The organism is Streptomyces sp. NPDC050704, assembly GCF_040654355.1.
Taxonomy (GTDB): domain Bacteria; phylum Actinomycetota; class Actinomycetes; order Streptomycetales; family Streptomycetaceae; genus Streptomyces.
Genome location: NZ_JBFAHW010000088.1, coordinates 18,430 through 44,309, shown reverse-complemented (window position 1 = coordinate 44,309; position 25,880 = coordinate 18,430). Strand labels below are relative to the sequence as shown.

The following is a 25,880-nucleotide window of genomic DNA, read 5'->3' as shown; positions in this document are numbered from 1 at the left end:
AAGCCTTACAGCGCCGATGGTACTGCAGGGGGGACCCTGTGGGAGAGTAGGACGCCGCCGAACGAATTTTGATAACGGGAGAACCCCGCACCTTATGGTGCGGGGTTTTTCTGCGTTTATGGGGAGGTTATTCGAACCCCTCCGCGCTGTGGGCGGATGCGTGGGGGTAAGGTCAGGAGGCATCGTTGGCACGTTCCCACAGGAGGCCCGGGTGGAGGTCCAGGAGACCCGCGTCCAGACAGACCGGGTCCTCACCATCCCGAACATCCTCAGCATGGCGCGTCTCGCGGGCGTGCCGCTGTTCCTGTGGCTGATCCTCAGGCCGGAGTTCGGTGGGCCCGAGAGTGACGGCTGGGCGCTCCTGGTGCTCATGCTGAGTGGTATCAGCGACTATCTGGACGGCAAGCTCGCCCGCCGCTGGAACCAGATCAGCAACCTCGGCCGGCTACTGGATCCCGCGGCCGACCGGCTCTACATTCTGTCGACCTTGGTCGGTCTCACCTGGCGCGAGATTCTGCCGCTCTGGCTGACAGCTGTCCTGCTGGCACGTGAGCTGGTTCTGCTGGTGATGGTGGGCATCCTCAGACGGCACGGCTATCCGCCACCGCAGGTGAACTTCCTTGGGAAGGCTGCTACGTTCAACCTGATGTACGCCTTCCCGTTGCTGCTGCTCAGTGACGGAAGTGGATGGCTTGCGTCACTCGCTGCTATTTTCGGATGGGCGTTCGCAGGATGGGGTACAACGCTCTACTGGTGGGCAGGGATCCTCTACGTGGTTCAGGTCCGCCGCCTTGTCCGCGCGGACACCACGGCCGATTGAGCTCGCCGAATGGGCGGCCGTTAGTGGCCTCTGATGGCCCGCAAGCAGAATGTGCGGGACAATCTGACGGGTGAAGTCGGCTAGACCGTCGTCTCTTCAAGGAGGACGCTTCCGACATGAAGGCCGTCGTGATGGCCGGAGGCGAAGGCACACGCCTTCGCCCCATGACCTCAAGCATGCCCAAGCCGCTCCTGCCCGTGGCCAATCGCCCGATCATGGAGCATGTGCTACGGCTGCTCAAGCGGCATGGGCTAAACGAAACCGTCGTAACCGTCCAGTTCCTGGCCTCTCTGGTCAAGAACTACTTCGGTGACGGTGAAGAGCTCGGGATGGAGCTCACCTATGCCAATGAGGAGAAGCCACTCGGTACTGCCGGTAGCGTCAAAAACGCCGAGGAGGCGTTGAAGGACGACACCTTCCTCGTGATCTCCGGTGATGCTCTGACCGACTTCGATCTCACGGATCTGATCAATTTCCACAAGGAAAAGGGTGCGCTGGTCACTGTCTGTTTGACTCGCGTGCCGAATCCGTTGGAATTCGGCATCACCATCGTGGACGAAGAGGGCAAGGTCGAGCGCTTTCTTGAGAAGCCGACCTGGGGCCAGGTCTTCTCGGACACCGTGAACACGGGCATCTACGTCATGGAGCCCGAGGTCTTCGACTATGTCGAGGCCGATGTCTCCGTCGACTGGTCCGGCGATGTCTTCCCTCAGCTGATGAAGGAGGGCAAGCCGATCTACGGCTATATCGCCGAGGGCTATTGGGAGGACGTCGGCACCCATGAGAGCTACGTGAAGGCGCAGGCCGATGTCCTGGAGGGCAAGGTCGACGTCGAGCTCGACGGTTTTGAGATCTCGCCCGGGGTGTGGGTTGCCGAAGGTGCCGAAGTGCATCCCGACGCGGTGCTGCGAGGCCCGCTCTACATCGGGGACTACGCCAAGGTCGAGGCCGACGTCGAAATCCGCGAGCACACCGTGGTGGGATCGAACGTCGTCGTGAAGACGGGGGCCTTCCTGCACAAGGCCGTGCTGCACGACAACGTGTACATCGGCCAGCACAGCAATCTGCGTGGCTGCGTCGTCGGAAAGAACACGGACATCATGCGGGCCGCGCGCATCGAGGACGGCGCCGTCATCGGGGACGAGTGCCTCGTCGGCGAAGAATCGATCGTGCAGGGCAACGTGCGGGTCTATCCCTTCAAGACCATTGAGGCCGGCGCCTTCGTCAACACGTCGGTCATCTGGGAGTCCCGGGGCCAGGCGCATCTCTTCGGAGCCCGCGGAGTGTCCGGGATCCTCAATGTGGAGATCACGCCCGAGCTCGCCGTGCGTCTCGCGGGGGCCTATGCGACGACCCTCAAGAAGGGCTCCACCGTCACGACGGCCCGTGACCACTCAAGGGGTGCCCGCGCGCTCAAGCGTGCGGTCATCTCCGCGTTGCAGGCCAGCGCCATCGACGTACGCGATCTGGAGAACGTGCCGTTGCCGGTGGCGCGGCAGCAGACCGCGCGGGGCAGTGCCGGCGGGATCATGATCCGGACCACGCCCGGGGTGCCGGACTCCGTCGACATCATGTTCTTCGACGGACGCGGAGCGGATCTGTCGCAGGGGAGTCAGCGGAAGCTGGACCGGGTGTTCGCGCGGCAGGAGTACCGGCGCGCGTTCCCTGGAGAGATCGGTGATCTGCACTTCCCGGCCAGCGTCTTCGACTCGTACACGGGTTCCTTGCTCAGGAATGTCGACACCACGGGTGTTGCCGAGTCCGGGCTGAAGGTGGTCGTGGACGCCTCGAACGGGAGCGCCGGACTGGTGCTGCCCAGCCTTTTGGGCAAGCTCGGTGTCGACGCGCTGACCATCAATCCCGGGCTTGACGAGTCCAGGCCCACGGAGACCGCCGACGCGCGCAGGTCGGGGCTGGTGCGGCTCGGGGAGATCGTGGCGTCTTCGCGTGCCGCGTTCGGGGTGCGGTTCGACCCGGTGGGCGAACGGCTGTCGCTCGTCGACGAGAAGGGCCGGATCGTCGAGGACGACCGGGCACTGCTCGTCATGCTCGACCTGGTGGCCGCCGAACGGCGCAGCGGGCGGGTGGCGTTGCCGGTGACGACGACGAGGATCGCCGAGCAGGTGGCGGCGTACCACGGAACCCAGGTCGACTGGACGACCACGTCCCCGGACGATCTGACCAGGGTCGGACGCGAGGAGTCGACGATCTTCGGAGGCGACGGTCGCGGCGGTTTCATCGTTCCCGAGTTCAGCAGTGTCTTCGACGGGAGCGCGGCCTTTGTGCGGCTCATCGGCCTGGTGGCGCGGACGCAGCTCACGCTCAGTCAGATCGATGCGCGGATTCCGCGGGCGCACGTCCTCAAGCGCGATCTCGCGACTCCCTGGGCGGTCAAGGGACTTGTGATGCGGCGCGTCGTCGAAGCGGCCGGTGACCGGTTCGTGGACACGACCGACGGCGTACGGGTGGTGGAGACCGACGGGCGCTGGGTGATGGTTCTGCCGGCTCCGGCGGAGGCGGTCACGCATCTGTGGGCCGAAGGGCCCGACGACGCGTCCGCGCAGGCATTGCTCGACGAATGGTCGTCCGTGGTGGACAGCGCCGGTCGCTGAGCGGCACGCGCGCGTGCCGGACGGTGCCCTGAAGAGGGCCCGTTCGGCACGCCGGTGGGGCCGTTCAGAGGTACTGGCCGCGACGTGGGACGATGTGCGGCATGCCGCAGCAGCCCCCCGTTCGGAGCACCCCCACGCGCCCCACGCGTCCGGATGCCTCCATGTCGCTGCTCACCAACGTCATGGACCACAGCCTCGACGAGGGGTATGCCGAGGCGGCGGCGCGTAAGAAGGCCGAAGGCGCCGGCGGCATGCCGAAGACGCTGCGGGCGAAGCTCGGACTCGCGGCCGGTCTGGTGCTCGCGGCCCTGGTGGTGACCGTGGGAGCGGCGCAGGCGCGGATAGCGGCCCCGGTGGTGGCCAAGGAGCGCGAGGAACTCATCGACCGCATCGACCGTGAGACGTCGGCGGCCGAAAAGCTCGAGGACAGCATCGACGAGCTCCGCGACGACGTGAGCGCGCGGCAGCGTGAGGCGCTGAAGAAGCACGGTGGTGATCAGGGCGAGCTGGTGGGGATCCTGGCCGGAGCGGTCGAAGTGCACGGCCCTGGTGTGAAGCTCGTCGTGAACGACGCCAAGGAAGCCGACCAGGGCGGGGACGGAGACGCACGCGAGACGTCGGGCTTCTCCGACACCGGACGTGTGCGGGACCGCGACCTGCAGCGCGTGGTCAACGGGCTGTGGGAGTCGGGTGCCGAGGCCGTCTCGATCAACGGACAGCGGCTGACGGCACTGTCCGCGATCAGGGCGGCGGGTGACGCGATACTGGTCGACAACAAGCCGCTGGTGCCGCCCTACACGGTGCTTGCCGTCGGGGACGGCAAGCGGCTGAGTACCAGGTTCCAGAACAGCGGTGACGGGCGGTACCTGAACGCTCTGCACGAGAACTTCGGGATCAGGACCAGCATTTCCGCCGAGGACGACATCCGGTTGCCCGCCGCACCGAGTGTGATCGTACGAACAGCAGAACCGAGCACAGAGAAAGGCACATCGTGATCGCCGTACTGGGCCTCGTCGTGGGAGTCGTGGCTGGATTGTTGGTCCGGCCCGAGGTTCCGGCGGTGGTCGAGCCCTATCTTCCGATCGCCGTGGTGGCGGCGCTCGACGCCGTGTTCGGAGGTCTGCGCGCGATGCTCGACGGCATCTTCGACGACAAGGTCTTCGTGGTGTCGTTCCTGTCCAACGTTGTCGTGGCCGCGCTGATCGTCTTCCTGGGAGACAAGTTGGGCGTGGGCGCCCAGCTCTCCACGGGTGTCGTGGTCGTCCTCGGCATCCGTATCTTCTCCAACGCCGCGGCGATCCGTCGTCACGTCTTCCGGGCGTGAGGCCGATGAGCAGCCAGAACGAGTCGCCCGAGAACCGACTGCGCAAAGAGCTGCCCGAAGAGGTGACCGCGGCCGCCCCGAAGACGCCGGCAGCCGAGCCGGAGCAGGGTGAACCCAAGTTGACCGGCCGCCAGCGGCTGGTGAAGGGCCTGTGGCCGCCACGCATGTCGCGTGCGCAACTCATCGTCGCCCTTCTGCTGTTCGGTCTCGGCTTCGGCCTTGCCGTCCAGGTCGCGTCCAACAGCGACGGCGACGGCGCCCTCCGTGGCGCACGCCAGGAAGATCTCGTACGCATCCTCGATGAACTGGATGACCGTACGCAGCGTCTGGAGGAGGAGAAGCGGGGTCTCGAAGGTCAGCGCACCGAACTCGAGAACAGTTCGGACCAGGCCGAGGAAGCCCGCAAGCAGACGGTCGAGAAGGAGAAGCAGCTCGGGATTCTGGCGGGCACCGTGGCGGCACAGGGGCCCGGCATCACGTTGGCCATCGAGGACACGAAGGGAACGGTCGAGGCGGACATGCTGCTCGACGCGATCCAGGAGCTGCGCGCGGCCGGGGCCGAGGCGATCCAGATCAATGGTGTGCGGGTCGTCGCCGGCACCTATCTGACGGACGTGAACGGCGGAGTCGGTGTCGACGGGAACAAGATCACCGCTCCTTATCGTTTCAAGGTCATCGGCAAGCCCCAGGACCTCGAACCGGCACTCAACATCCCGGGCGGTGTGGTGCAGACTCTGGAGAAGGAGCAGGCCACTGTCACGGTGGAACGCTCGGACAAGATCATCGTGGATGCCTTGCGACCGGCGAGGCAGCCTGACTACGCTCGGTCGTCCTCCCAGTGAACGGGGGGCGCTTGGGGACCGCCCCGCGAGGGCATGAGGTTGCGGGGGGTCGACGCACCGAATGGGCGGTGCGTGGTGGAAACTGTCTGGTGGACACGGACGTTGTGATGATGTCCGGCTCGACCGGTGTGTGCAATCAGGGTTCGTCCTGCCCCACGGGCGGGTCTATTTCGGTCAAGGGGAATCGCCCGTGAAGTTGTTTGCGAAGTTGTTCGGCAAGAGCGCGCGAGAGGGCAACGACAGTGCTACTGCCCGTCACCGCGCACCGCGCCATGGAGATGGCGAGGGGCAGGGGGACCGCCCGCTGTTCCGCGATCAGGTCGGTGGTCCTGGCGGAGACATTTCCGGTGGTCAGGGCGAGCCGTCTGTTGACCCTGCCCAGTCCGGCCGCATAGGTTTCGGGGAACCGTCAGCCTCAAGTGCGGGTGGAGGGTTTGCCTCCGATCCGTATGCGTCCAATGCCCCCGCGGGGCAGCCGCGGCAGGAGGATCCGTCCATGTCGGCCCTGGTGTGTACGAGGTGCGGGAACCGCAACGCGGAGGCGAGCCGCTTCTGCTCCAACTGCGGTGCGCCGTTGCGGGCCGGGGCGACTCCTGAGCGGCCTTCGGAGACCACCTCGACGATCTCCATCTCGGGCCTCGAGGCCTACGACGCCGAGGCCACCGGCCAGACGCAGATGCCGATGCTCTCTCCGGAGGCGCAGGCCGCCGTCGACGCGCTGCCGCTCGGCTCGGCGCTCCTGGTGGTGCGGCGCGGGCCCAACTCGGGCAGCCGCTTCCTGCTGGACGGCGAACTGACCACCGCCGGCCGCCACCCGCAGAGCGACATCTTCCTCGACGACGTGACCGTGTCGCGCCGCCATGTGGAGTTCCGCCGCGCCCCCGACGGTTCGTTCACGGTGGCGGACGTCGGCAGTCTCAACGGCACGTACGTCAACCGGGAGCGGATCGACTCGGTCGCGCTGTCGAACGGCGACGAGGTGCAGATCGGCAAGTACCGGCTGGTCTTCTACGCGAGCCAGCGGGGCATCTGACCCTCCCCCGAACTCCGTCCGGGGGGACCCTCAGGAAGGTCCATGCTTCGAACACCGAGCGGCGGTGCCGGACACGGCACCGCCGCCACGGACAACGGGCTCATGAGCATCGGCACGGTGCTGAACGTGCTGCGCGACGAGTTCCCCGAAGTCACCGTCTCCAAGATCCGTTTCCTGGAGTCGGAGGGGCTCATCGAGCCGCAGCGGACCCCGTCGGGGTACCGGAAGTTCAGCCCGGACGACGTCGAGCGTCTCGGCCACGTCCTGAGGATGCAGCGCGACCACTATCTGCCCCTGAAGGTGATCCGCGAGCACCTGGACGCCACGGAGCGCGGTGAGGCGGTGCAACTGCCGTCCCTGGGGCGTCAGCGTGACGGTGAGGCCGGCGGTGAGCCCGAGGGGCCGACGGTGGCCCGGATCGGCCGGGCCGAGTTGCTGGCCGCGGCCGAGATCGGTGAGCAGGAGCTCGAGGAGTGGGAGTCGTACGGGCTCATCGCGCCCCTGGCCGACGGGGTCTACGACGCCGAGGCGGTGACCGTGGCCGGGCTCGTGGTGGAACTGGGCCGGTTCGGGATCGAGCCGCGGCATCTGCGTGCCGTGAAGGCCGCCGCCGACCGCGAGGCCGGGCTCGTCGACCAGGTGGTGGCTCCGCTGCGGCGCCACCGCAATCCGCAGACCAGGGCACACGCGGAGGCCCAGACCAAGGAGCTGGCGGGGCTCGCCGTGAAGCTGCACGCGGCGCTGGTGCAGTCGGCGCTCGGGGTGCGGCTGCCGTGATATCGAGGGTCGCTCGGGAGGCGGGATCGACCGCGCGTTCCGTGCCCGACTACCCAAAGGTGCCGGGCACGGCCTAGGGTTGCTGTGTGAACGAGCTCGACGTCGTAGGTGTCCGGGTCGAAATGCCCTCCAACCAACCGATCGTGCTCCTGCGTGAAGTGGGAGGCGACCGTTACCTCCCCATCTGGATCGGGCCGGGGGAGGCGACGGCGATCGCCTTCGCGCAGCAGGGCATGGCTCCCGCGCGACCGCTGACCCACGACCTGTTCAAGGACGTGCTGGAGGCCGTCGGCCAGGAGCTGACCGAAGTACGCATCACGGACCTGCGGGAGGGCGTCTTCTACGCGGAGCTGGTGTTCGCCAGCGGGGTCGAGGTGAGCGCCCGGCCGTCCGACGCCATAGCGCTCGCACTGCGCACCGGGACGCCGATCTACGGCAGCGACGGGGTCCTGGACGACGCCGGCATCGCTATCCCGGACGAGCAGGAGGACGAGGTGGAGAAGTTCCGCGAGTTCCTCGACCAGATCTCTCCCGAGGACTTCGGGACGAACAGCCAGTGACCCTCCGGGAGCGCCGGACGACAGGCCGTGCGGCGGCCGCCCCGAGAGCATTCGGCTAGCCTTTCCCCGCGGTGGGACACGGGAAACCACTCCTAGGGTGATTATCACTCGGCGTGCCGAGTGTGGCGATCGTTGACGCACCCCTGGTGACTGCCTACGGTCGTGAAGGCAGGTCAAGGACGGAGGTCGGCGTGAGAAGCAGCGGCGACGGTACGGCTGGGGGTGCCCCCGGACGCAGTCTGGGGGACAGCGGCCCGTACCCGCTTCACAGCAGCGCGGCCGATCACACACAGCGGCCGACGGCGGTGCCGGGCGACGGCGAGGTGGCGTCCGAGGAGGTCGGTTATCGCGGCCCCACGGCGTGCGCCGCCGCGGGCATCACCTACCGGCAATTGGACTACTGGGCCAGGACCGGGCTGGTCGAACCGAGCGTGCGGTCCGCCTGCGGGTCGGGCACACAGCGGCTCTACAGCTTCCGGGACGTCGTCGTCCTCAAGATCGTCAAGAGGTTCCTCGACACCGGCGTGTCGCTGCAGAACATCCGGACCACGGTCCAGCATCTGCGCGAGCGCGGGTTCCGGGACCTGGAGCGGATGACGCTGATGAGCGACGGGGCGACGGTCTACGAGTGCTCCTCGCCCGACGAGGTGCACGCGCTCCTCCAGGGCGGGCAGGGCATCTTCGGGATCGCCGTGGGCGTGGTGTGGCGGGACGTGGAGAGTGCGCTCTCGCAGCTGCACGGGGAGCGGGTCGACACCGGGGAGACGCTGGTCGGTCCGAATCCGGCGGACGAGCTGGCGCGGCGCCGTAACCGGGCGGTCTGAGGCGGCCCGACCCTGCGGTCCGAGTTGCCCCGACCGTGCGGTCCGAAGGCGGTCCGCGTCACGAGGTCCGACAGGTGATGTCCCGGCGTACCGGGGCATTGTCAGTGGCGTAGGGCAGCATCGGACATGTGAGAACCGCACCCACGATCCTGCACCTCGACATGGATGCCTTCTTCGCCTCGGCGGAGCAGGCGGCCAAGCCGAGCCTGCGCGGGAAGGCGGTCATCGTGGGCGGGCTCGGGCCGCGGGGCGTGGTCGCCACCTGCTCGTACGAGGCCCGGGTCTTCGGAGTGCACTCGGCGATGCCCATGGCGCAGGCACGCCGGCTGGCGCCGAACGCCGCGTATCTCGTGCCCCGCTTCGGGCTCTACCGGGAGATCAGCGAGCAGGTGATGGGCCTGCTGCGGGATCTGTCGCCGCTGGTGGAACCGCTGAGCCTGGACGAGGCGTTCGTGGACCTGGAGGCCGGGCAGGCGGCCTGGGACGAGGACTCGGCGCGGTTGGCCGGGGGGAAACTGCGCACGGAGATCCGGACGGTGACGGGGCTGACCGGGTCGGTGGGACTGGCCGGCTCCAAGATGCTCGCGAAGATCGCCTCCGAGCAGGCCAAGCCCGACGGGCTCGTGCTGATAGAGCCGGGGACCGAGCGGACGCTGCTCGCGCCCATGTCGGTGCGCATCCTGCCGGGCGTGGGGCCCGCCACCGGGGACCATCTGCGGCGGGCCGGGATCAGCACCGTCGGGGAGATCGCCGATGCGGGCGAGGACGAGCTCGTGCGGCTCCTGGGGAAGTCCCACGGGGTGGGGCTGTACGCCATGGCGTTGGCGCACGACCGGCGGCCCGTGGTGGCCGAGCGGGACACCAAGTCGGTGTCCGTCGAGGACACGTACGACGTGGACATCCACGACCGGGTGCGGGTCCGGATGGAGGTGCAGCGGCTGGCCGACCGGTGTGTGCAGCGGCTGCGGGGCGCGCGGCTGTCGGGGCGGACGATCGTCCTGAAGGTGCGGCGGTACGACTTCTCGACGCTGACGCGGTCCGAGACGCTGAGAGGGCCCACGGACGATCAGGCGGTGGTGCGGGAGGCGGCCGGGCGGCTGCTGGAGTCTGTGGACACCACGGGAGGCGTACGGCTGTTGGGGGTCGGGGTCTCGGGGCTCGCCGACTACACGCAGGAGGATCTCTTCGCCCAGGCGCAGGCCGCCGCGGAGGAGCTGGAGCACGCGGCCGAGCAGGAGGCGGAGGAGCCGGCGGAGGAGCCGGCGCCGCCTGCCGAGCGGAAGTGGCCCGCGGGGCACGACGTACGGCATGCCGGGTTCGGGCACGGGTGGGTGCAGGGCAGTGGGCTGGGGCGGGTCACGGTGCGGTTCGAGACGCCCGACTCTGAGCCCGGGCGGGTGCGCACCTTCCGGACCGACGATCCCGAGCTGGAGCCGGCGGATCCGCTGCCGCTGGTGTCGCGAAGACCCTAGAAGACTCTGGACCGGGTGCTCGGGCCGGGTGCCGCGAGGCGTTCAGGGCTCGTCCGAGCCCGCCAGGCGGCCGAAGTCACGGTCCGGGAACGGAGGAGGAGGTGCCACGTCGAGGCCGTAGTGGTGGTAGAGCTGGAGTTCCTGTTCGGGGGAGAGGTGGCGGCCGACGCCGAAGTCGGGGGCGTCCCTGATCAGGGCGCGGTCGTAGGGGATCCGCAGGGCGCCCTCGACCAGTTCGCTGGGCTCCAGGGGTACGAAGGCGTCTCTGCTGAACAGACCGGTGCGTATGGCTGCCCACTCCGGCACGCCGGTCGCGTCGTCGAGATAGACCTCGTCGACGGTGCCGATCTTGGAGCCGTTGCGGTCGAACGCCCTGCGGCCTATCAGGTTGCGCGGATCGATGTCGGTCTGCACGGGCCCTCCAGCTGCTCGCAACTCATCCCTAGGCACTACGAAAGAGCACTTTGAGGTGGGCGGCCACTCGGGGGAACCCCGCTGGTACCCTGGGCAACGGCTGCTGACCCCGTGCGGGAGAGTCCTCCAGGCTTCAACGGAGGGCGCCGAAGGAGCAAATCCTCCCCGGAATCTCTCAGGCCCACGTACCGCACGGACGAGGCCACTCTGGAAAGCAGAGCGGGTGTCGTGTCGTGTCGACGGGGTCCGCTCTCACCGACGGTGAAAGCCGGTGCGCCTTCACGGCGGTCCGGTGAAACTCTCAGGTTGAGATGACAGAGGGGGAGGCCGTCGGGGCACCCGTGCCGTGGTGCCCCTCGAAGGTCGTCAGACCAGGAGGCCTCCGCAATGACCGCCCACCGCATTCCGCTCTCCGTACTCGAACAGGGAATCCCCTTCGAGCAGCGTCACATCGGGCCCGGCACCGAAGCCCGGGCCAAGATGCTCGCGCAGGTCGGATACGGCTCGCTCGACGAGCTGACGGCCATCGCGGTCCCGGATGTGATCAGGAACACCGAAGCGCTCGAACTGCCGGACGCGCGGACCGAGGCCGAGGTGCTGGCCGAGCTGCGCTCCCTCGCCGACCGCAACCAGGTCCTCGATTCGATGATCGGCCTCGGCTACTACGGCACGTTCACGCCCCCGGTGATCCTGCGCAACGTCATGGAGAACCCGGCCTGGTACACCGCGTACACGCCGTACCAGCCGGAGATCTCACAGGGCCGGCTCGAAGCGCTGCTCAACTTCCAGACCATGGTCGCCGAGTTGACGGGCCTGCCGACCTCCGGGGCCTCGCTGCTCGACGAGGGCACGGCGGCCGCCGAAGCCGTGGCGCTGTCCCGGCGGATGGGCAAGAACAAGAAGGGCCTGTTCCTCGTCGACGCGGACGCCCTTCCGCAGACCATCGCCGTGATCCGGACCCGCGCCGAGCCGACCGGCGCCGAGGTCGTCGTGGCCGACCTGAGCGACGGCATTCCCGCCGACCTGGCCGGGCGCGAAATCAACGGGGTGCTCCTCCAGTACCCGGGCGCCTCCGGTGCCGTACGGGACATCAAGCCCGTCGTCGACCAGGCGCACGAGCTGGGCGCGGTCGTCACCGTCGCCGCCGATCTGCTCGCGCTGACGCTGCTCACCTCGCCCGGTGAGCTGGGCGCCGACATCGCGGTCGGAACGACGCAGCGCTTCGGTGTGCCGATGGGCTTCGGCGGACCGCACGCCGGATACATGGCCGTACGGGAGAAGTTCGCGCGGAGCCTGCCCGGGCGGCTCGTCGGCGTCTCGGTCGACGCGGACGGCAACAAGGCGTACCGGCTCGCCCTGCAGACGCGGGAGCAGCACATCCGCCGGGAGAAGGCGACCAGCAACATCTGCACGGCGCAGGTGCTGCTCGCCGTGATGGCCGGGATGTACGCCGTCTACCACGGGCCCCAGGGCCTCAGGCTCATCGCGCAGCGCACCCACCGGTACGCCACGATCCTCGCCGAGGGGCTGCGGGCGGGCGGAGTCGAGGTCGTCCACGAGGCGTACTTCGACACGCTCACCGTGTGGGTGCCGGGCCGGGCCGCAGAGCTCGTCGCGGCCGCGCGCGAGGGCGGGGTCAACCTCCGACTCGTCGACGCCGACCACCTGTCCCTGGCCTGCGACGAGACCACCACGCGGGCCCAACTGGGCGCCGTCTGGGCCGCTTTCGGTGTCGAGGGCGACGTGGCCGCGCTGGAGGCGACGGCGGCGGACACGCTGCCCGCCGCGCTGCTGCGCACCGACGAGTACCTCACGCACCCGGTCTTCCACCAGTACCGCTCCGAGACCGCGATGCTGCGCTATCTGCGCCGCCTCGCCGACCGTGACTACGCGCTCGACCGCGGCATGATCCCGCTGGGCTCCTGCACCATGAAGCTCAACGGGACCACCGAGATGGAGCCGGTCACCTGGCCGGAGTTCGGGCAGCTGCACCCCTTCGCGCCCGCCGAGCAGGCGCAGGGCTATCTCACGCTCATCCACGAGCTGGAGGAGCAGCTCGCCGAGGTCACGGGCTACGACAAGGTGTCGCTGCAGCCCAACGCCGGATCGCAGGGCGAACTGGCCGGTCTGCTGGCCGTACGCGGCTACCACCGGGCCAACGGCGACGAGCAGCGCACCGTCTGCCTCATCCCGTCCTCCGCGCACGGCACGAACGCGGCGAGCGCCGTCATGGCCGGTATGAAGGTCGTCGTCGTGAAGACCGCGGACGACGGCGAGATCGACGTCGAGGATCTGCGGGCCAAGATCGAGCAGCACGCCGACGAGCTCGCGGTGCTGATGATCACGTACCCCTCGACGCACGGGGTGTTCGAGGAGCATGTCGCCGACATCTGCGCGCAGGTGCACGACGCGGGCGGCCAGGTGTACGTGGACGGTGCCAACCTCAACGCGCTTGTGGGGCTTGCCAAGCCGGGCCACTTCGGCGGTGACGTCTCGCACCTCAACCTGCACAAGACGTTCTGCATCCCGCACGGCGGCGGCGGTCCCGGCGTCGGCCCGGTCGGGGTGCGCGCGCACCTCGCGCCGTACCTGCCCAACCACCCGCTGCAGCCCGCGGCCGGGCCGGAGACGGGCGTGGGCCCGATCTCGGCCGCTCCGTGGGGCTCGGCGGGAATCCTGCCCATCTCATGGGCGTACGTCCGTCTCATGGGCGGTGCGGGCCTCAAGCGGGCCACGCAGGTCGCCGTACTCAGCGCCAACTACGTGGCCAAGCGTCTCGAGCCGCACTACCCGGTGCTCTACACCGGTCCCGGCGGGCTTGTCGCGCACGAGTGCATCATCGACCTGCGGCCGCTGACCAAGGCGACCGGCGTGAGCGTCGACGACGTCGCGAAGCGGCTGATCGACTACGGGTTCCACGCGCCGACGATGTCGTTCCCGGTGGCCGGCACACTGATGATCGAGCCCACGGAGAGCGAGGACCTGGTCGAGCTCGACCGGTTCTGCGAGGCGATGATCGCCATCCGTGCGGAGATCGAGCGGGTCGGCTCGGGCGAGTGGGCGGCGGACGACAACCCGCTGCGGAACGCCCCGCACACCGCGGGCGCGCTCGGCGGTGCGTGGGAGCACGCGTACAGCCGCGAGGAAGCCGTCTTCCCGGACGGCGTCTCGGCCGCGGACAAGTACTGGCCGCCGGTGCGGCGTATCGACCAGGCGTACGGCGACCGGAACCTGGTCTGCTCCTGCCCGCCGCTGGACGCCTACGAGGAGTAGGCGGGCATCGGGGGCGAATTGGCTTGCCGATCACTTCCGTAATCGTGGGGCCAGTGCCTGGCCCCACGATCCAGACGTGCGACGGCAGCGGCGACGCCGAGGTGCTCCGGGACCGGTGGGACGGGCAGAAGAGCCGGCCTGTGCGGATGAGGAGCCCGGACACTGGTGTTGCCGCTGAGCAGGAAGGGAACCGGCTGTGGATTCGTCACAGCGGCCCCTGTGGATTCCTCCCCTTGCCCCGCACGCCCCTGCCTCTGGGGTCGTGGGCGTGGAAGGCTCGCGATGGCGGCTCTCATCGAGCTTGCGCCATGTTGGGATCTTGCAGCAAGCGGGGGAGAAAAACAATGAAGATCCAGATCAAGATGCTCGGGGACATGACGGTGTGCGCCGATGGCGCCGCGTCGGTCCCCAAGGGTGACAAGCCCCGTCAAATTCTGGCGCTGCTTGCGCTGCACACCAATCGGTTCGTCGCCACCCCGGACCTGATGGAGGAAGTCTGGGGCGACCGACCGCCGCGCAGCGCGTCCACCATGCTTCACAACTACCTGTTGGAGCTCCGCAGCAGCCTGCAGCCGGCCGCCCGCGAGCAGCCGGCGGGCGAGCACGGGAACGTCATCGCCGCTATGCGCGGCGGCTACCAGCTGCTCCTCGAACCGCGTTTCGTCGATGTGCACGTCTTTCGCACGCTGCTGGCCCGCGGGCATCAGGCGCTCGGCACCGACGACGCGATGGCCGTCCGGACGCTCCGGAGTGCCAGCGCCCTGTGGCGAGGGCCGATGCTCGCGGGTATGCGCCACGGCCCGATACTGCGGGCCGAGATAGCGAGGCTGGAGGAAGAGCGGCTGGCCACAGTGGTGCAGCGCATCTCCGCCGAACTCCGCCTCGGCAGGAACGCGGAGGTCCTGGACGAGCTGGAAGAGCTCACCGCACGCCACTCGCTCCACGAGCACCTGCACGCCCAACGGGTGATCGCGCTGTACCGGCTGGGGCGCAGGGAGGAGGCCCTCGGCGTGTTCGGTCGGCTGCGTGCGGCCTTCCTCGAGGAGTTGGGCCTTGAACCGAGCGCGACGCTCACCCGGTTGATCGGGACCCTGTGCCGTGCGAGCCGTCCGCCCGGGGAACGGATACCGGCCCTGGGCGAGCCCGCTCTCGCGGCGAAGGGGTGACGGCATCCCATGGAGATCCACCTACTCGGCCCGTTCTGCCTGACCTACGGGCAGGCCTCGGCAGTGCCCACGGCGCCCAAGTCGCGCAAGGTGCTCGCGCTGCTGGCGACCAACGCCGACCAGGTCATCTCGGTCGGGTCGCTGCTGGAGGAGCTGTGGGGCGAGCACCCGCCGGCCCGCGCCATGACCACCATCCAGACCTACATCATGCAGTTGCGCAGCCTGATCGCCACCGCGCTGCTCGGCACCCACGCGGAGGCCCTCGCCGTCGCCAAGCAGATTCTGTCGACCGAGGGCGCCGGCTACCGCCTCAACGCCCGCAAGGCCGCGGTCGATGCCCGCGAGTACGACCTGCTGGCCGCCGGCGGGTATCGGTCGATGGGCACCGGCGACTACGCGGCGGCATCCGAGCAGTTCCGTCAGGCGCTCGCGCTGTGGCGCGGCCCGGCGCTCGTCGACGTCGACACCGGGCCGCTGCTGCAGGCCCAGGTGCAGCGCCTGGAGGAGTCCCGACTGAGCTGCCTGTCCAAGCGGATCGACGCGGACCTGCGGCTCGGCAGGCACCACGAGATCATCGGCGAACTCGCCGCCCTCTCGGTCCGCTACCCCACGAACGAGGTGTTCCAGTTCCAGTACATGCTGGCGCTGGGCCGGGTCGGACGCCGCAGCGCCGCCCTGGAGACCTACCAACGGCTGCGTACCCAGTTGCGGCGGGAACTGCTGCTGGAACCCTCCGCCCCGGTGCGCGAGCTCCAACAGGCTCTCCTCACCGGAGCACACGGGCTCGACATCGGCACCGAGATGACCGAATGGCTGCGAGGTGAACTGTGCGTGCTCCGGGCCGGCTGAACCTCCCCACCGATTCCGCCACTGCCTCGGCAGGGGCGCTCCCCGAAGGGAATCGACATGAACGAGCTGAACCCGTCCGCGGATTCCCACAGACACCTCACCCCGCCGTAGATGGTCCCCGGTGGCGGGCCTGACGCCGACCGAGGGCCTCGTGCCGCACTTCGACAGCTGAGTCCCGGCACCGTGGCACCGGCCACCGTTCGCTCGTGAAGGGGACACCATGCCGCATACGCTGCGCAGGTTGCTCCGCGGCCTGCTGACCGACGTCGTGCGCGGCCTGTTGGTCACCGGCTGCTGCTTCCACGGCCTGTACAACAGCGAGTACGCGAGGCTGCTGTACCCCGGCACACCCGGCACCCCGCTCTCCGGGCCGCCGCCGGGCCACCCGGAGCGGGTGGTGCCGGACGTGCCGCTGTCGGGCCCGGAGCGGGAGCTGTGGGACCAGCTCTCCGGCCCCGCCCGCCGCCGGCGGCGCTGACGCCGGCGGGCGGAAGGACCGGGCCGTGTCCCGGGCGCGGCCGGATCCAGCTCGACAATCGGCTCGCCGCCATCGCGCGTGCTGGACCGGCACCGCGCCCGGCCGGGAAGCGTCGTCCTCCCGCTCCTGTTCTCCCGGGCTCTCCCCGTGCGGTCACCGCGGTGCGCGGGGCGGTTCCCGTATGCGCCGCCCGGCAGCCGTACGGACCTGCCGTACGGCGGAATTCACTCGTGTGCCTGGCTCTCACAGGGCATCGCTGTGCACGCCGTCCGCGGTGACCGCCGCCAGAAACGCCTGTGCGAAGGAGTCCACGGCCTCGTCGACGCTCGGCAGCGCCGGCCCGAAAAAGGACGCCAGTGCGGGGCGCACCAGCAGGTGCGTCCCGAGGGGCGCCATGAGCAGATGAGCCATGATCGGCAGCGGGAGCGGCTTGAACCGGCCGGCGGCGACCTCGGCGGTCAGCCAGGCTCCGACGCTGCCCACCAGACGCGGCAGCCCCTTGCGCATCCAGAGGTCGCGGCCGGGTCCCGTGGGCCGGGCGAGCGCGTCGGCGAGCACGGCGGGGAAGACCTGCGGCTCCCGGCTGAACCCGTCGACGAAGGTGCGGTAGATCAGCCGGACGGTCTCCTCGGGGTTGTCGGGGGTGTCGGCGAGCACGGCCTCCAGGTCGGCCACCGGCGTGTAGCGCTCGAAGACGGCGGCGAGCAGGCCGTCGCGGCCGTCGAAGACGGCGTGCAGGCTGGGCAGGGAGCACTCAGCCGCCGCGGCGACCGCCTCCAGGGTCGCCGCGGCGAGGCCGTGCTCGCCGATGAGCGTCGCCGCGGCGACGACGGCGCGGTCCCGCACGGGCGGCCGCCCGCCGGGGTCGACGCCCGCGGAGCGGACCGCCTCGTCGAGCGTCCGCCTGGTGCCCCCCAGCCGGCGCAACAGCGTGCTCCGCGAGATTCCGGCCGCTGCGGCGATCTCGGCGATCGGCAGGTCGGCGACGCCCATGCCCCGCTCGTGTGCGGTCCGTATCGCCGCCTGCACCAGTTCGTGTGGGACTTCCATGGCCTTCTCTCAGAGCTGTTGAACCAGACTAGATGGGTAGTCTATCCTTATTTCATCACCTGATCATTTACCGATATCGTCTCCGGGCCGTCACCGGTCTCTGGCGCCGGCGGGCAGGTCCTCCGCAGAAACGGAGAGTCCGAAATGTGGGCGATGATCGTGAAGGAGTTTCTCGAGCTTCGGCGGGACCGGCGTACGGTGGCGATGATCATCGTGCTTCCGCTGGTGCTGCTGGTGGTGTTCGGGTACGCGGCCAGTTTCAACGTCGACACCGTTTCCACGCGAGTGGTCGGTCCTCAGGCGCAGCAGGTCGCGGGCGAGCTCCGCGATCCGTTCGACGTGGCGGAGGTCGACCCGCAGGGTGACGAGGCGGGAGCCCGCGAGCAACTGCGGGACGGTGAGGCCGACGTCGTGGTGATCGCCGGGGACGGCGGGTCCAGGGCGCTGGTGGACGGCTCACAGCTGTTCGTGGCCAAGGCCGCGGTGGCGGAGCTGGCCCAGCGCGGCGGGGACATAGACGCGGAGGTCCTCTACAACCCGGACCTGGAGACTTCGTGGGTGATGGTCCCGGCGCTGGTCGGCCTGATCCTGATGTTCATCGGCACCATCATCACGAGTATCGGACTGGTGCGCGAGCGTCAGGCGGGCACGCTGGAGCAGCTCGCGGTGATGCCGTTCCGTCCCTCCGATGTGATCGCCGGGAAGATCGCGCCGTACTTCGCGCTGGCCTCCCTGGACATGGTCGTGGTCACGGTGGTCGGCTGCCTGCTGTTCGGCGTGCCGTTCGAGGGCTCGGTGGTCCTCTTCGCGCTGGGCGCGGCGCTGTTCCTGTTCACGGTGCTCGGCATAGGCGTGCTGGTCTCGACGGTGTCGCAGAACCAGGGCCAGGCGACCCAGATGGCCATGATGGTGATGCTGCCGCAGATCCTGCTGTCCGGGATGATCTTCCCGCTGGAATCGATGGCGGTCGGGGTGCGCTGGATCGGCTATCTGCTGCCGCTGACGTACTTCATCCAGATCTCCAACGGGATCATGCTGCGCGGCGCCCCCATCGCGTCGCTGTGGCTGCCGCTCACCGTACTCGCGGGCATGGCGGCGCTGGTGTTCTGCTCCGCTGTCCTGCGGTTCCGGCGCGACCTCGCGCCCAGTCGTCCGGCGGCCAAGGGCGCGGACACCTCCGTCGAGGCCGGGGGTGCGCGATGAGGAACGGCCGGCACTGGGGGGCGCGGGAGGTCACCGTCGCGTACGGGGGCAACCTCGCGCTCCGGGACGTGACGCTGGAGGTCCCGGAAGGGCAGGTCTCCGCCGTGGTCGGCGGGGACGGCGCCGGGAAGTCGACACTGCTGCGCTGCCTGGCCGGGGCGGTCCGGCCCACCTCGGGGGAGGTCAGCGCGCCACCGCAGCATGAGATCGGGTTCGTGCCCGCCGTCACCGGGGTGTGGTCCGAGCTGACCGTGGCCGAGAACGTCCAGTTCGTTGCCGCCGCCTACCGCATCACCGGCAAGGAACTGCACCGCCGCCGAGACGAGGTTCTGGGCTCCGCGGGACTGGACGACGTGCTGGGCCGGCAGGCGGGGATGCTGTCCGGAGGCATGCGGCACAAGCTGGCGTTCTCGCTGGCCATGCTGCACAGCCCACGCCTGCTGATCCTGGACGAGCCGAGCACCGGCATCGACCCGGTCAGCCGGGTCGAGCTGTGGCGACTGATCGCCCAGGCCGCCGTGACGGGCACCGCGGTCGCCATGGCGACCACCTACCTGGACGAGGCGGAGCGGTGCGCCACCGTCCTGGTGCTCGACGAGGGCCGGGCCCTCCGGTCCGGTACGCCGGACGAGATCATCGACGGTGTCCCCGGCACGATCGTCGCCACCCACGATCCCGCTGACCCGGAGTCGGCGTGGCGCCGCGGGCGCATCTTCCACGCCTGGTCCCCCGGCCCTCCGCGTGAGGGCGACGAGCCGATCGCCGCTGACATGGAGGACGCCGTGGTCGCGGCGGCACTCCACGCCCGCGTCGAAGCGGGTCGGCGGCAGACCATCCCGGACAAGGGAGCGTCATGACCAACGTTCGTCTCGCGGAAGCCGACTCCGTCACCCGGCGCTTCGGCGGCTTCACTGCCGTCGAGGACGTCTCGATGACCGTCGGCGCAGGCGAGATCGTCGGCCTGCTGGGTGCCAACGGCGCGGGCAAGACCACCCTGATCCGCATGCTGCTCGGGCTGCTCGTCCCATCCGGCGGCGTGGTCCGGCTGTTCGGGCAGCCACCGTCCCGCGAGACCCGTACCCGACTCGGCTACGTCCCACAGGGCCTCGGCCTGTACACCGATCTGACCGTGGACGAGAACCTGGCCTTCGCCGCCCGCGCCTTCGGTGACAGCTCCGACGCCGGTGCCACCACCCCGCGGCCGGGCACCGGCGACCGGCTCGTCGGGGGCATCGGGCTCGGTGCGCAGCGCCGGCTGGCCTTCGACACCGCGCTCGGCCACGCGCCGGGTCTGCTGATCCTCGACGAGCCGACCTCCGGCGTCGATCCCCTGTCCCGCGCCCGCCTGTGGGACACGATCCACCGTCAGGCGGAGCAGGGCATCGGCGTGCTGGTGACCACCCACTACATGCAGGAGGCCCAGCAGTGCGACCGGCTGGTGCTGATGTCGCGCGGCCGCCAGGCCGCCGCCGGCACCGAGGCCGACATCATCGGCCGCACCACAGCCGTCCAGGTCGTCTCCACCGAGTGGTCGCGCGCCTTCACCGCCCTCCACGCCGCCGGCCTGCCCGTCACCCTCGCCGGCCGACGCGTCCGCATCGCCGACGCGCCACCCGAGCAGGTTCGGGGCGTGCTGCGGAGCGAGGGCATCGATGGCGACGTTCGCGAGGTGCAGGCCACCCTCGAAGAGAAGATGATCATCATCGACCAGGACGCCGTTCCCGCCGAACCCCTGTCCGGAGACGTTGGACCTGAGCGATCCCGGCCTGGTTCCGTGCGGTGAGTTCCCGCTCGGTCAGGACGGGCTTCTTGCGCGCGTCCGTCGTCTCCTTGCGGGTGACCCGACCCTCAGAGCCGGTGTGGGGATGGACAAGGACTTGGGTCGGGTGACTGGAATCCGGGGGTGGCGGCGATGGTGTCGTGGCCGGAGGGGAGTGAGCGGCGGGAGGGTGCCACGCGGGAGAAGGCCGGGGAACCGCGCGCTCGGTGCTGTCCCGTGCTGTCCCGTCTGGAGGTCACCCGGGAGACGATGACGGAGATCCTGCGGGGCGGCGGGGCGGCGGGGCGGCGGGGCGGCGGGGCGGCGAGGCGGCCGAGCGGGGCCAGCGTGTTCCGCACCTGTCTGTCCGCCGGGGAGGAGGCCTGCCGCAAGAGGACGGCCCCCTGGCGGTCGTCCGCGACGCCGGCTCGGGCCCGCGCCGTGGCGCCGTGGGCACGACATCATCGCCCCGCCCGGCAGCCGCGCGCCGCGCAAGGGCCCCAAGGCCCGGCGAAATGGCGTACCGCCTCGGTCGGGGACAACGCCGAGAAGGTCATCACCGCTGCCTTCGGCCAGGCAGCGGCCCGCGACCCGCAGCACCGCAGGTACTGGGGTTCCCGGGACGCGGGCGTAGATCTCGATCCAGGGCCGCCGCCGGCGCCGGTCGAGCCGGACGAGCGCGGTGATCCGATGCCGTCGCCGCGGTGGACGGTGAAGTCGCCCCGCATGCCGACGCGGGTGCCGGCCCGGACCTGCCGTGGGAGGAACCATCGAGGGCAGCCGGAATCCGGACCGGGGCGCCGGGTTCCGCTGTCTTACCGAGCAGGCCCGCGATCACAGGGACACCGGCCGGTGAACAACGTGGCACCAAGAAGTAAGAAGTAGGAACTCGTCGGCGAGTTCAAGAACAACGGCTGGGCCAATGTGGGCGCCGATCACGACACCGCCGCGTTCACAGTGGACGTTCCGCGGCTGGGGGTCCGGCCAGGGGCGGGCCGCCTACTCGCAGGCGACGGGCAGCTCGAACGGCTGCCGCAGCCGGGCCCGGAAGCTCGAACTCGCCCGGCTCGCGGCCGAAACAGGACTGACGATTAGCGTTTGCCACCTGCCGCCGGGCACATCGAAGTGGAACGAAATCGAGTATCGGCCATTTTTATACATCACCATGAACTGACGCGGACGCCCGCGACCAGCCGTGAAGTCATCGTCCGGTCCATCGCCTCGGAGTTGCCGTCCCAGCGCCCCGGACTCGACGGCGACGTCAAGCCTGGCCGCCCGCCCGCCAGCAACGAAATCAGGACGACGTGTCAATGATCTGTGAGCTCTCGGTTAGCGGATATGTGAATGAGGGATAGTTGTCACGGAACGGCCACTGGAGCTGTGCCGACGGTGGCGGGAGTCCTGCAAAGTAGAATTCCTCACCGTCCAGGCGGAGGTAACGCACCCGTGATTCGTGTCCTATTAGCCGTCCGTGCCAACATGCTGCGGGGTGGCCTGGCGGCGTTGCTCGCCTTCGAGCCCGATATCGCTGTGGTGGCGGAAACGGAGGCGGGGGATTCGCTTCCGGCCATTGCCCAGGACACCCGACCCGACGTCGCCGTCATCGGAATCAACCTGCTGGGCGTGGACGGACTTACCGCCGCACAGGCGCTGCGTACTCAAATGCCCCAGTGCCGCACCCTGATACTCGTCGGCCGGGACCGGACCGGGTCTCTCCACCAAGCCTTCGCGCTCCCCGTCGGCGGGCTGCTTCTCGAGGATGCCGAGCCGGGCCAACTGGCCAACGCGATCAGGAAAGTGGCGGCGGGCGAGACCGTCGTCGACTACGACCTCCTGCTCTCCGCCTGGCAGTCCACGCAGAGCCCGCTGACCCGACGCCAGGCCGAGGTACTGCGGCTCATCGCCCACGGGTGCGACGTGCTGGAGATCGCCGCACAGCTCTCGCTGTCCCCCGGCACCGTCCGGAACCACCTGAGTGCCGCCGTGGCCAGACTCCGGGCCCGTACCCGCGTCGACGCCATACGGATCGCGGGCGAGTCCGGCTGGCTCTGACTTCTCGCCCCTTGAGCGGCCATAGAGCCGGAGCGGGCAGTGTGCTCTCGTGCCCAACGGTTCAGGAGCATGAGAGGTCATGTCCACAGGCGAGCAGCCCGCGCACCTCGCGGCAGCCGAGCTGCGCCGTATCCGCGCGCAGGCGTACGCGGGACCGAGCGAACGGGCGACCGAGGCCCAGCGGGCCAAGGGCAAGCTGACCGTTCGCGAGCGCATCGAGCTGCTGCTCGACGAGGGTTCCTTCAACGAGCTCGAGCCGCTGCGGCGGCACCGGGCCACCGGCTTCGGCCTGGAGGCCAGGAAGCCCTACACCGACGGCGTCATCACCGGCTGGGGGACGGTCCACGGCCGTACCGTCTTCGTCTACGCACACGACTTCCGGATCTTCGGCGGCGCGCTGGGCGAAGCCCACGCCGACAAGATCCACAAGGTGATGGACAAGGCGATCGCCGCCGGCGCCCCGCTGGTGTCGCTCAACGACGGCGCGGGCGCGCGTATCCAGGAGGGCGTCTCGGCGCTGGCCGGCTACGGCGGCATCTTCCGGCGCAACACCAGGGCGAGCGGCGTCATCCCGCAGATCTCGGTGATGCTCGGCCCGTGCGCGGGCGGCGCGGCCTACAGCCCCGCCCTGACGGACTTCGTGTTCATGGTCCGCGACACCTCGCAGATGTTCATCACAGGGCCTGACGTGGTCAAGGCGGTGACCGGCGAGGAGATCACGCAGAACGGGCTGGGCGGCGCGGACGTGCACGCGGAGACCTCCGGGGTGTGCCACTTCGCCTACGACGACGAGGTGACCTGCCTGGAGGAGGTCCGCTACCTGTTGTCCCTGCTGCCGCAGAACAACCGCGAGAACCCCCCGGCCGTGGCGGCCGAGGACCCCGTGGACCGCAGCGGGGACGTGCTGCTCGACCTGGTGCCCGCGAACGGCAACCGGTCGTACGACATGCGCAAGGTCATCGAGGAGATCGTCGACGACGGCGAGTACTTCGAGGTGCACGAGCGCTGGGCGACGAACCTCATCTGCGCGCTGACCAGGATGGACGGCCAGGTCGTCGGCATCGTCGCGAGCCAGCCGCAGGCGCTCGCCGGCGTGCTGGACATCGAGGCCGCCGACAAGGGCGCACGGTTCGTGCAGTTCTGCGACGCCTTCAACATCCCGCTCGTCACCCTGCTCGACGTGCCCGGCTTCCTGCCCGGCGTCGGCCAGGAGCACGGCGGAATCATCCGGCACGGCGCGAAACTGCTCTACGCCTACTGCAACGCCACCGTCCCGCGGATCTCGGTCGTGCTGCGCAAGGCGTACGGCGGCGCGTACATCGTCATGGACAGCCAGTCCATCGGCGCCGACCTGACCTATGCCTGGCCCACCAACGAGATAGCGGTGATGGGCGCCGAAGGTGCCGCGGGCGTCATCTTCCGGAGCGCCATCGCCGCGGCGGCGGACCCCGAGGCCAAGCGCGCCGAGCTGGTCAAGCAGTACGAGTCCGAGCTGATGCACCCCTACTACGCGGCCGAGCGGGGCCTTGTCGACGACGTCATCGACCCCGCCGAAACCCGCCACGTCCTGATCAGGTCGCTGGCCATGCTCCGCGCCAAGCACGCGGACCTGCCCATACGCAAGCACGGCAACCCGCCCCAGTGAACGGTGCGCGGGATGCCGTGCGTCGAGTCGCGGATCGATCAGAAGGTCGGCGCGCCGGAAGGGATGCTCAGGCTTCCCAGATACGGACGCCACAGGTGCTCGGGGTCGTTCTCGACCGCCCGCACGATGTCGCGCATCGCCGCCAGGGCCCTGGGTTCGTCCTCGTCGTACACGTCGCCCTGGAGCATCTTCAGCACGTCCAGACGGTACCGCTCGTCCTGGACGAACGCCGTGAACAGGATGTTCAGCCGGTAGTAGATCGAGATGAACTCGTACCAGTTGCGCACCCCACGGCGCAGGGTCGTCTCGTACGTCGCGAAGCGGGCGCGCTTGAAGTCACCGGCCCGGGCCGCGGCCACGATGTCCGTGCAGGCGATCCGGGCGCTGTTGAGCGCGACACTGACGCCGCTGGAGAAGATGGGGTCGACGAACCGGGCGGCGTCGCCGATGAGGACGAAGCCGTCGCCGCAGATCTGTTTCATCCCGTAGCTGTAGTCGCCCTCGGTCTTCAGCGGGCGTACCTGATCGCAGTTCTTGAGCACGTCGAGCAGCTCGGGACGGCTGGCCACGGTGTCCCAGAAGAACTTCTCGCGGTCGCCGCCGTACTTCTGGAACCGGCTCTTCTGACTGACGACGCCGACCGAGGTGACCGTGTCGGTGATCGGGATCTGCCAGACCCAGGTGTCGGTGACCGGCAGGAAGTGGATGAAGATGTAGTCGGCCTGGTCCTTGTTGACGGCCAGGGCCTTGCGGTCGAGGCCGTCGAACCAGGTGTGCACCGCGTACTGGTTGAACACCGGGTCGGGCACCTTGAACTTCAGCTGGCTGCCGAGCCTGGTCTGCCGGCCGCTGGCGTCCACGACCATGCGCACCGGGATGTCGACCCGCCTGCTGCCGAGCCGCGCGTCCATGACGGGCATGTCCTCGTCCGAGAAGTCGACCCCGGCGATCCGGACGCCCTGGAACACCTTGGCCCCCAGGCTCTCCGCGTGCTGCAGCAGGATCTGGTCGAACTTGCCCCGGTCGACGTGGTACGTGTGGTCGCGGTCTACGCCGTCCTGGTCGCGCTCGTTGAACATGATCTCCGCGGCCCGGAAGTCGTGCGTGAGACCGCGAAAACCCCAGTGGTCGATGTCGCGGTTCTCCGCCGAGGTCCAGGCCGCTCCGAATTTCTTCGGGAAGTCCGCCGCCTCGATCTTCTGCATCGCCCCGATTTCCAGGAGTACCGGGGTGGTGGCCGGTACCAGTGATTCCCCCACATGCTCGCGGGGGAACGTCTGCGCTTCGAAGACGGCCACAGAAAGGCCGGATTTGGCCAGATAGGAGGCAGCCGTCGAGCCGGCCGGTCCGCCCCCGATGATTCCGATGTCGAATTCTGCCTCCACGGCACACTCCACTACTGGTCGCTTCGATTCCGTGGCCCGCCCGGCGCTTACCGGCCGGACGGGCTCATGCACGTTCCCGGGACAGTCCGTAGACCATGTCTGTGATGGAGTTCAGATCCCGGAAGTGTCGTCCGGTGATGGAGGTGGAAGGGACCGTCACCCCCAGCTCGTTCCTGATATAGGCGAGCAGCAGCGAGGTGTTCATGGAGTTGAGCACCCCCCACTCCAGCAGCGGGCTGTCGGGCTTGAGTCCCGAGTCCTCGTCCCCGTCGAGAAACTGCTCGCTGATGTACGCGCCGATCAGCCGGCTGACGTCGTCGCGGTTGGGCATGGGCATCCTCC

23 protein-coding genes, 2 pseudogenes and 1 riboswitch are annotated in these 25,880 nt (G+C 69.2%); of the genes and pseudogenes, 21 read left to right on the top strand and 4 right to left on the bottom strand.

Features of this window, described 5'->3' with window-relative positions:
• Window positions 1-211: 211 nt before the first annotated feature.
• From AB0I18_RS37200 to AB0I18_RS37155, 10 genes are all read left to right on the top strand, one after another.
• The gene (locus AB0I18_RS37200) at window positions 212-820 is read left to right on the top strand and encodes a CDP-alcohol phosphatidyltransferase family protein (protein ID WP_363110119.1); all 609 of its coding nucleotides are present in this window, start codon (window positions 212-214) and stop codon (window positions 818-820) included.
• A gap of 116 nt (window positions 821-936) precedes the next feature.
• Complete coding sequence (locus tag AB0I18_RS37195) at window positions 937-3,432, top strand: mannose-1-phosphate guanyltransferase (protein ID WP_363110118.1); 2,496 nt, start codon at window positions 937-939, stop codon at window positions 3,430-3,432.
• Between the two features lie 92 nt (window positions 3,433-3,524).
• Window positions 3,525-4,427, top strand: coding sequence for a DUF881 domain-containing protein (locus AB0I18_RS37190; protein ID WP_363110117.1), 903 nt, complete (start codon window positions 3,525-3,527; stop codon window positions 4,425-4,427).
• Window positions 4,424-4,756, top strand: a complete 333-nt coding sequence (locus AB0I18_RS37185) for a small basic family protein (RefSeq protein ID WP_003988855.1) — start codon at window positions 4,424-4,426, stop codon at window positions 4,754-4,756. Before AB0I18_RS37190 ends, AB0I18_RS37185 begins: the two co-directional genes overlap by 4 nt.
• Window positions 4,757-4,761: 5 nt before the next feature.
• Complete coding sequence (locus AB0I18_RS37180; protein WP_363110116.1) at window positions 4,762-5,598, top strand: DUF881 domain-containing protein; 837 nt, start codon at window positions 4,762-4,764, stop codon at window positions 5,596-5,598.
• A 61-nt stretch (window positions 5,599-5,659) separates the two neighbouring features.
• A complete protein-coding gene (locus AB0I18_RS37175) occupies window positions 5,660-6,631 on the top strand; it encodes an FHA domain-containing protein (protein WP_363110115.1) in 972 nt (323 codons plus the stop codon).
• 42 nt (window positions 6,632-6,673) lie between these two features.
• A complete protein-coding gene (locus tag AB0I18_RS37170) occupies window positions 6,674-7,408 on the top strand; it encodes a MerR family transcriptional regulator (RefSeq protein ID WP_363110114.1) in 735 nt (244 codons plus the stop codon).
• A gap of 86 nt (window positions 7,409-7,494) precedes the next feature.
• Complete coding sequence (locus tag AB0I18_RS37165; protein ID WP_006123076.1) at window positions 7,495-7,968, top strand: bifunctional nuclease family protein; 474 nt, start codon at window positions 7,495-7,497, stop codon at window positions 7,966-7,968.
• Window positions 7,969-8,159: 191 nt separating this feature from the next.
• Complete coding sequence (locus tag AB0I18_RS37160) at window positions 8,160-8,792, top strand: MerR family transcriptional regulator (protein ID WP_363110113.1); 633 nt, start codon at window positions 8,160-8,162, stop codon at window positions 8,790-8,792.
• Window positions 8,793-8,920: 128 nt separating this feature from the next.
• Window positions 8,921-10,264, top strand: coding sequence for a DNA polymerase IV (locus tag AB0I18_RS37155; RefSeq protein ID WP_363110112.1), 1,344 nt, complete (start codon window positions 8,921-8,923; stop codon window positions 10,262-10,264).
• Window positions 10,265-10,306: 42 nt separating this feature from the next.
• Here the strand turns inward: AB0I18_RS37155 and AB0I18_RS37150 are convergent, their stop codons facing one another.
• Complete coding sequence (locus AB0I18_RS37150; RefSeq protein WP_363110111.1) at window positions 10,307-10,678, bottom strand: PRC-barrel domain-containing protein; 372 nt, start codon at window positions 10,676-10,678, stop codon at window positions 10,307-10,309.
• Window positions 10,679-10,782: 104 nt separating this feature from the next.
• A riboswitch (glycine riboswitch) is annotated at window positions 10,783-10,879 on the top strand.
• A 186-nt stretch (window positions 10,880-11,065) separates the two neighbouring features.
• Here AB0I18_RS37150 and gcvP point away from each other — a divergent pair.
• The 4 genes from gcvP (at window position 11,066) to AB0I18_RS37130 (ending at window position 16,444) form a co-directional block, all read left to right on the top strand.
• Window positions 11,066-13,951 carry an aminomethyl-transferring glycine dehydrogenase gene (gcvP, locus tag AB0I18_RS37145; protein WP_363110110.1) on the top strand — a complete coding sequence of 962 codons (2,886 nt, stop codon included), beginning with the start codon at window positions 11,066-11,068 and terminating at the stop codon, window positions 13,949-13,951.
• A 344-nt stretch (window positions 13,952-14,295) separates the two neighbouring features.
• A complete protein-coding gene (locus tag AB0I18_RS37140; protein ID WP_363110109.1) occupies window positions 14,296-15,117 on the top strand; it encodes an AfsR/SARP family transcriptional regulator in 822 nt (273 codons plus the stop codon).
• 9 nt (window positions 15,118-15,126) lie between these two features.
• Entirely contained in the window at window positions 15,127-15,966 is an 840-nt protein-coding gene (locus AB0I18_RS37135) for an AfsR/SARP family transcriptional regulator (protein WP_363110108.1), read from the top strand.
• A gap of 220 nt (window positions 15,967-16,186) precedes the next feature.
• Window positions 16,187-16,444, top strand: coding sequence for a DUF6059 family protein (locus tag AB0I18_RS37130; RefSeq protein WP_363110107.1), 258 nt, complete (start codon window positions 16,187-16,189; stop codon window positions 16,442-16,444).
• 243 nt (window positions 16,445-16,687) lie between these two features.
• Here the strand turns inward: AB0I18_RS37130 and AB0I18_RS37125 are convergent, their stop codons facing one another.
• The gene (locus tag AB0I18_RS37125) at window positions 16,688-17,494 is read right to left on the bottom strand and encodes a TetR family transcriptional regulator (protein WP_363110106.1); all 807 of its coding nucleotides are present in this window, start codon (window positions 17,492-17,494) and stop codon (window positions 16,688-16,690) included.
• Between the two features lie 159 nt (window positions 17,495-17,653).
• Here AB0I18_RS37125 and AB0I18_RS37120 point away from each other — a divergent pair, with 159 nt between their 5' ends.
• The 7 genes and pseudogenes from AB0I18_RS37120 (at window position 17,654) to AB0I18_RS37090 (ending at window position 24,153) form a co-directional block, all read left to right on the top strand.
• A complete protein-coding gene (locus AB0I18_RS37120) occupies window positions 17,654-18,697 on the top strand; it encodes an ABC transporter permease (RefSeq protein WP_363110105.1) in 1,044 nt (347 codons plus the stop codon).
• The gene (locus AB0I18_RS37115) at window positions 18,694-19,554 is read left to right on the top strand and encodes an ABC transporter ATP-binding protein (protein WP_363110104.1); all 861 of its coding nucleotides are present in this window, start codon (window positions 18,694-18,696) and stop codon (window positions 19,552-19,554) included. The genes AB0I18_RS37120 and AB0I18_RS37115 overlap by 4 nt, the downstream gene beginning before the upstream one ends.
• Entirely contained in the window at window positions 19,551-20,480 is a 930-nt protein-coding gene (locus AB0I18_RS37110; RefSeq protein ID WP_363110103.1) for an ABC transporter ATP-binding protein, read from the top strand. The genes AB0I18_RS37115 and AB0I18_RS37110 overlap by 4 nt, the downstream gene beginning before the upstream one ends.
• Before the next feature lie 409 nt (window positions 20,481-20,889).
• A pseudogene (locus tag AB0I18_RS37105) lies at window positions 20,890-21,068 on the top strand (ISKra4 family transposase); the annotation flags it as partial.
• 21 nt (window positions 21,069-21,089) lie between these two features.
• Window positions 21,090-21,627, top strand: a pseudogene (locus AB0I18_RS37100) (ISAzo13 family transposase); the annotation flags it as partial.
• Between the two features lie 275 nt (window positions 21,628-21,902).
• Window positions 21,903-22,508, top strand: coding sequence for a response regulator transcription factor (locus AB0I18_RS37095; protein ID WP_363110102.1), 606 nt, complete (start codon window positions 21,903-21,905; stop codon window positions 22,506-22,508).
• A gap of 79 nt (window positions 22,509-22,587) precedes the next feature.
• Complete coding sequence (locus AB0I18_RS37090) at window positions 22,588-24,153, top strand: acyl-CoA carboxylase subunit beta (RefSeq protein ID WP_363110101.1); 1,566 nt, start codon at window positions 22,588-22,590, stop codon at window positions 24,151-24,153.
• Window positions 24,154-24,191: 38 nt separating this feature from the next.
• On the opposite strand, the gene AB0I18_RS37085 is transcribed toward AB0I18_RS37090, so the two are convergent.
• Window positions 24,192-25,538, bottom strand: coding sequence for an NAD(P)/FAD-dependent oxidoreductase (locus AB0I18_RS37085; protein WP_363110100.1), 1,347 nt, complete (start codon window positions 25,536-25,538; stop codon window positions 24,192-24,194).
• Between the two features lie 64 nt (window positions 25,539-25,602).
• Window positions 25,603-25,869, bottom strand: coding sequence for a phosphopantetheine-binding protein (locus tag AB0I18_RS37080; RefSeq protein WP_363110099.1), 267 nt, complete (start codon window positions 25,867-25,869; stop codon window positions 25,603-25,605).
• Between the last annotated feature and the right edge of the window lie 11 nt (window positions 25,870-25,880).

Coding starts and splice junctions, on each gene's coding strand:
- AB0I18_RS37195 (WP_363110118.1), top strand. CDS start 937: ATGAAGGCCGTCGTGATGGCCGGAGGCGAAGGCACACGCCTTCGCCCC.
- AB0I18_RS37190 (WP_363110117.1), top strand. CDS start 3,525: ATGTGCGGCATGCCGCAGCAGCCCCCCGTTCGGAGCACCCCCACGCGC.
- AB0I18_RS37180 (WP_363110116.1), top strand. CDS start 4,762: ATGAGCAGCCAGAACGAGTCGCCCGAGAACCGACTGCGCAAAGAGCTG.
- AB0I18_RS37175 (WP_363110115.1), top strand. CDS start 5,660: ATGGGCGGTGCGTGGTGGAAACTGTCTGGTGGACACGGACGTTGTGAT.
- AB0I18_RS37170 (WP_363110114.1), top strand. CDS start 6,674: ATGCTTCGAACACCGAGCGGCGGTGCCGGACACGGCACCGCCGCCACG.
- gcvP (WP_363110110.1), top strand. CDS start 11,066: ATGACCGCCCACCGCATTCCGCTCTCCGTACTCGAACAGGGAATCCCC.
- AB0I18_RS37140 (WP_363110109.1), top strand. CDS start 14,296: ATGAAGATCCAGATCAAGATGCTCGGGGACATGACGGTGTGCGCCGAT.
- AB0I18_RS37135 (WP_363110108.1), top strand. CDS start 15,127: ATGGAGATCCACCTACTCGGCCCGTTCTGCCTGACCTACGGGCAGGCC.
- AB0I18_RS37130 (WP_363110107.1), top strand. CDS start 16,187: ATGCCGCATACGCTGCGCAGGTTGCTCCGCGGCCTGCTGACCGACGTC.
- AB0I18_RS37125 (WP_363110106.1), bottom strand. CDS start 17,494: ATGGAAGTCCCACACGAACTGGTGCAGGCGGCGATACGGACCGCACAC.
- AB0I18_RS37115 (WP_363110104.1), top strand. CDS start 18,694: ATGAGGAACGGCCGGCACTGGGGGGCGCGGGAGGTCACCGTCGCGTAC.
- AB0I18_RS37110 (WP_363110103.1), top strand. CDS start 19,551: ATGACCAACGTTCGTCTCGCGGAAGCCGACTCCGTCACCCGGCGCTTC.
- AB0I18_RS37090 (WP_363110101.1), top strand. CDS start 22,588: ATGTCCACAGGCGAGCAGCCCGCGCACCTCGCGGCAGCCGAGCTGCGC.
- AB0I18_RS37080 (WP_363110099.1), bottom strand. CDS start 25,869: ATGCCCAACCGCGACGACGTCAGCCGGCTGATCGGCGCGTACATCAGC.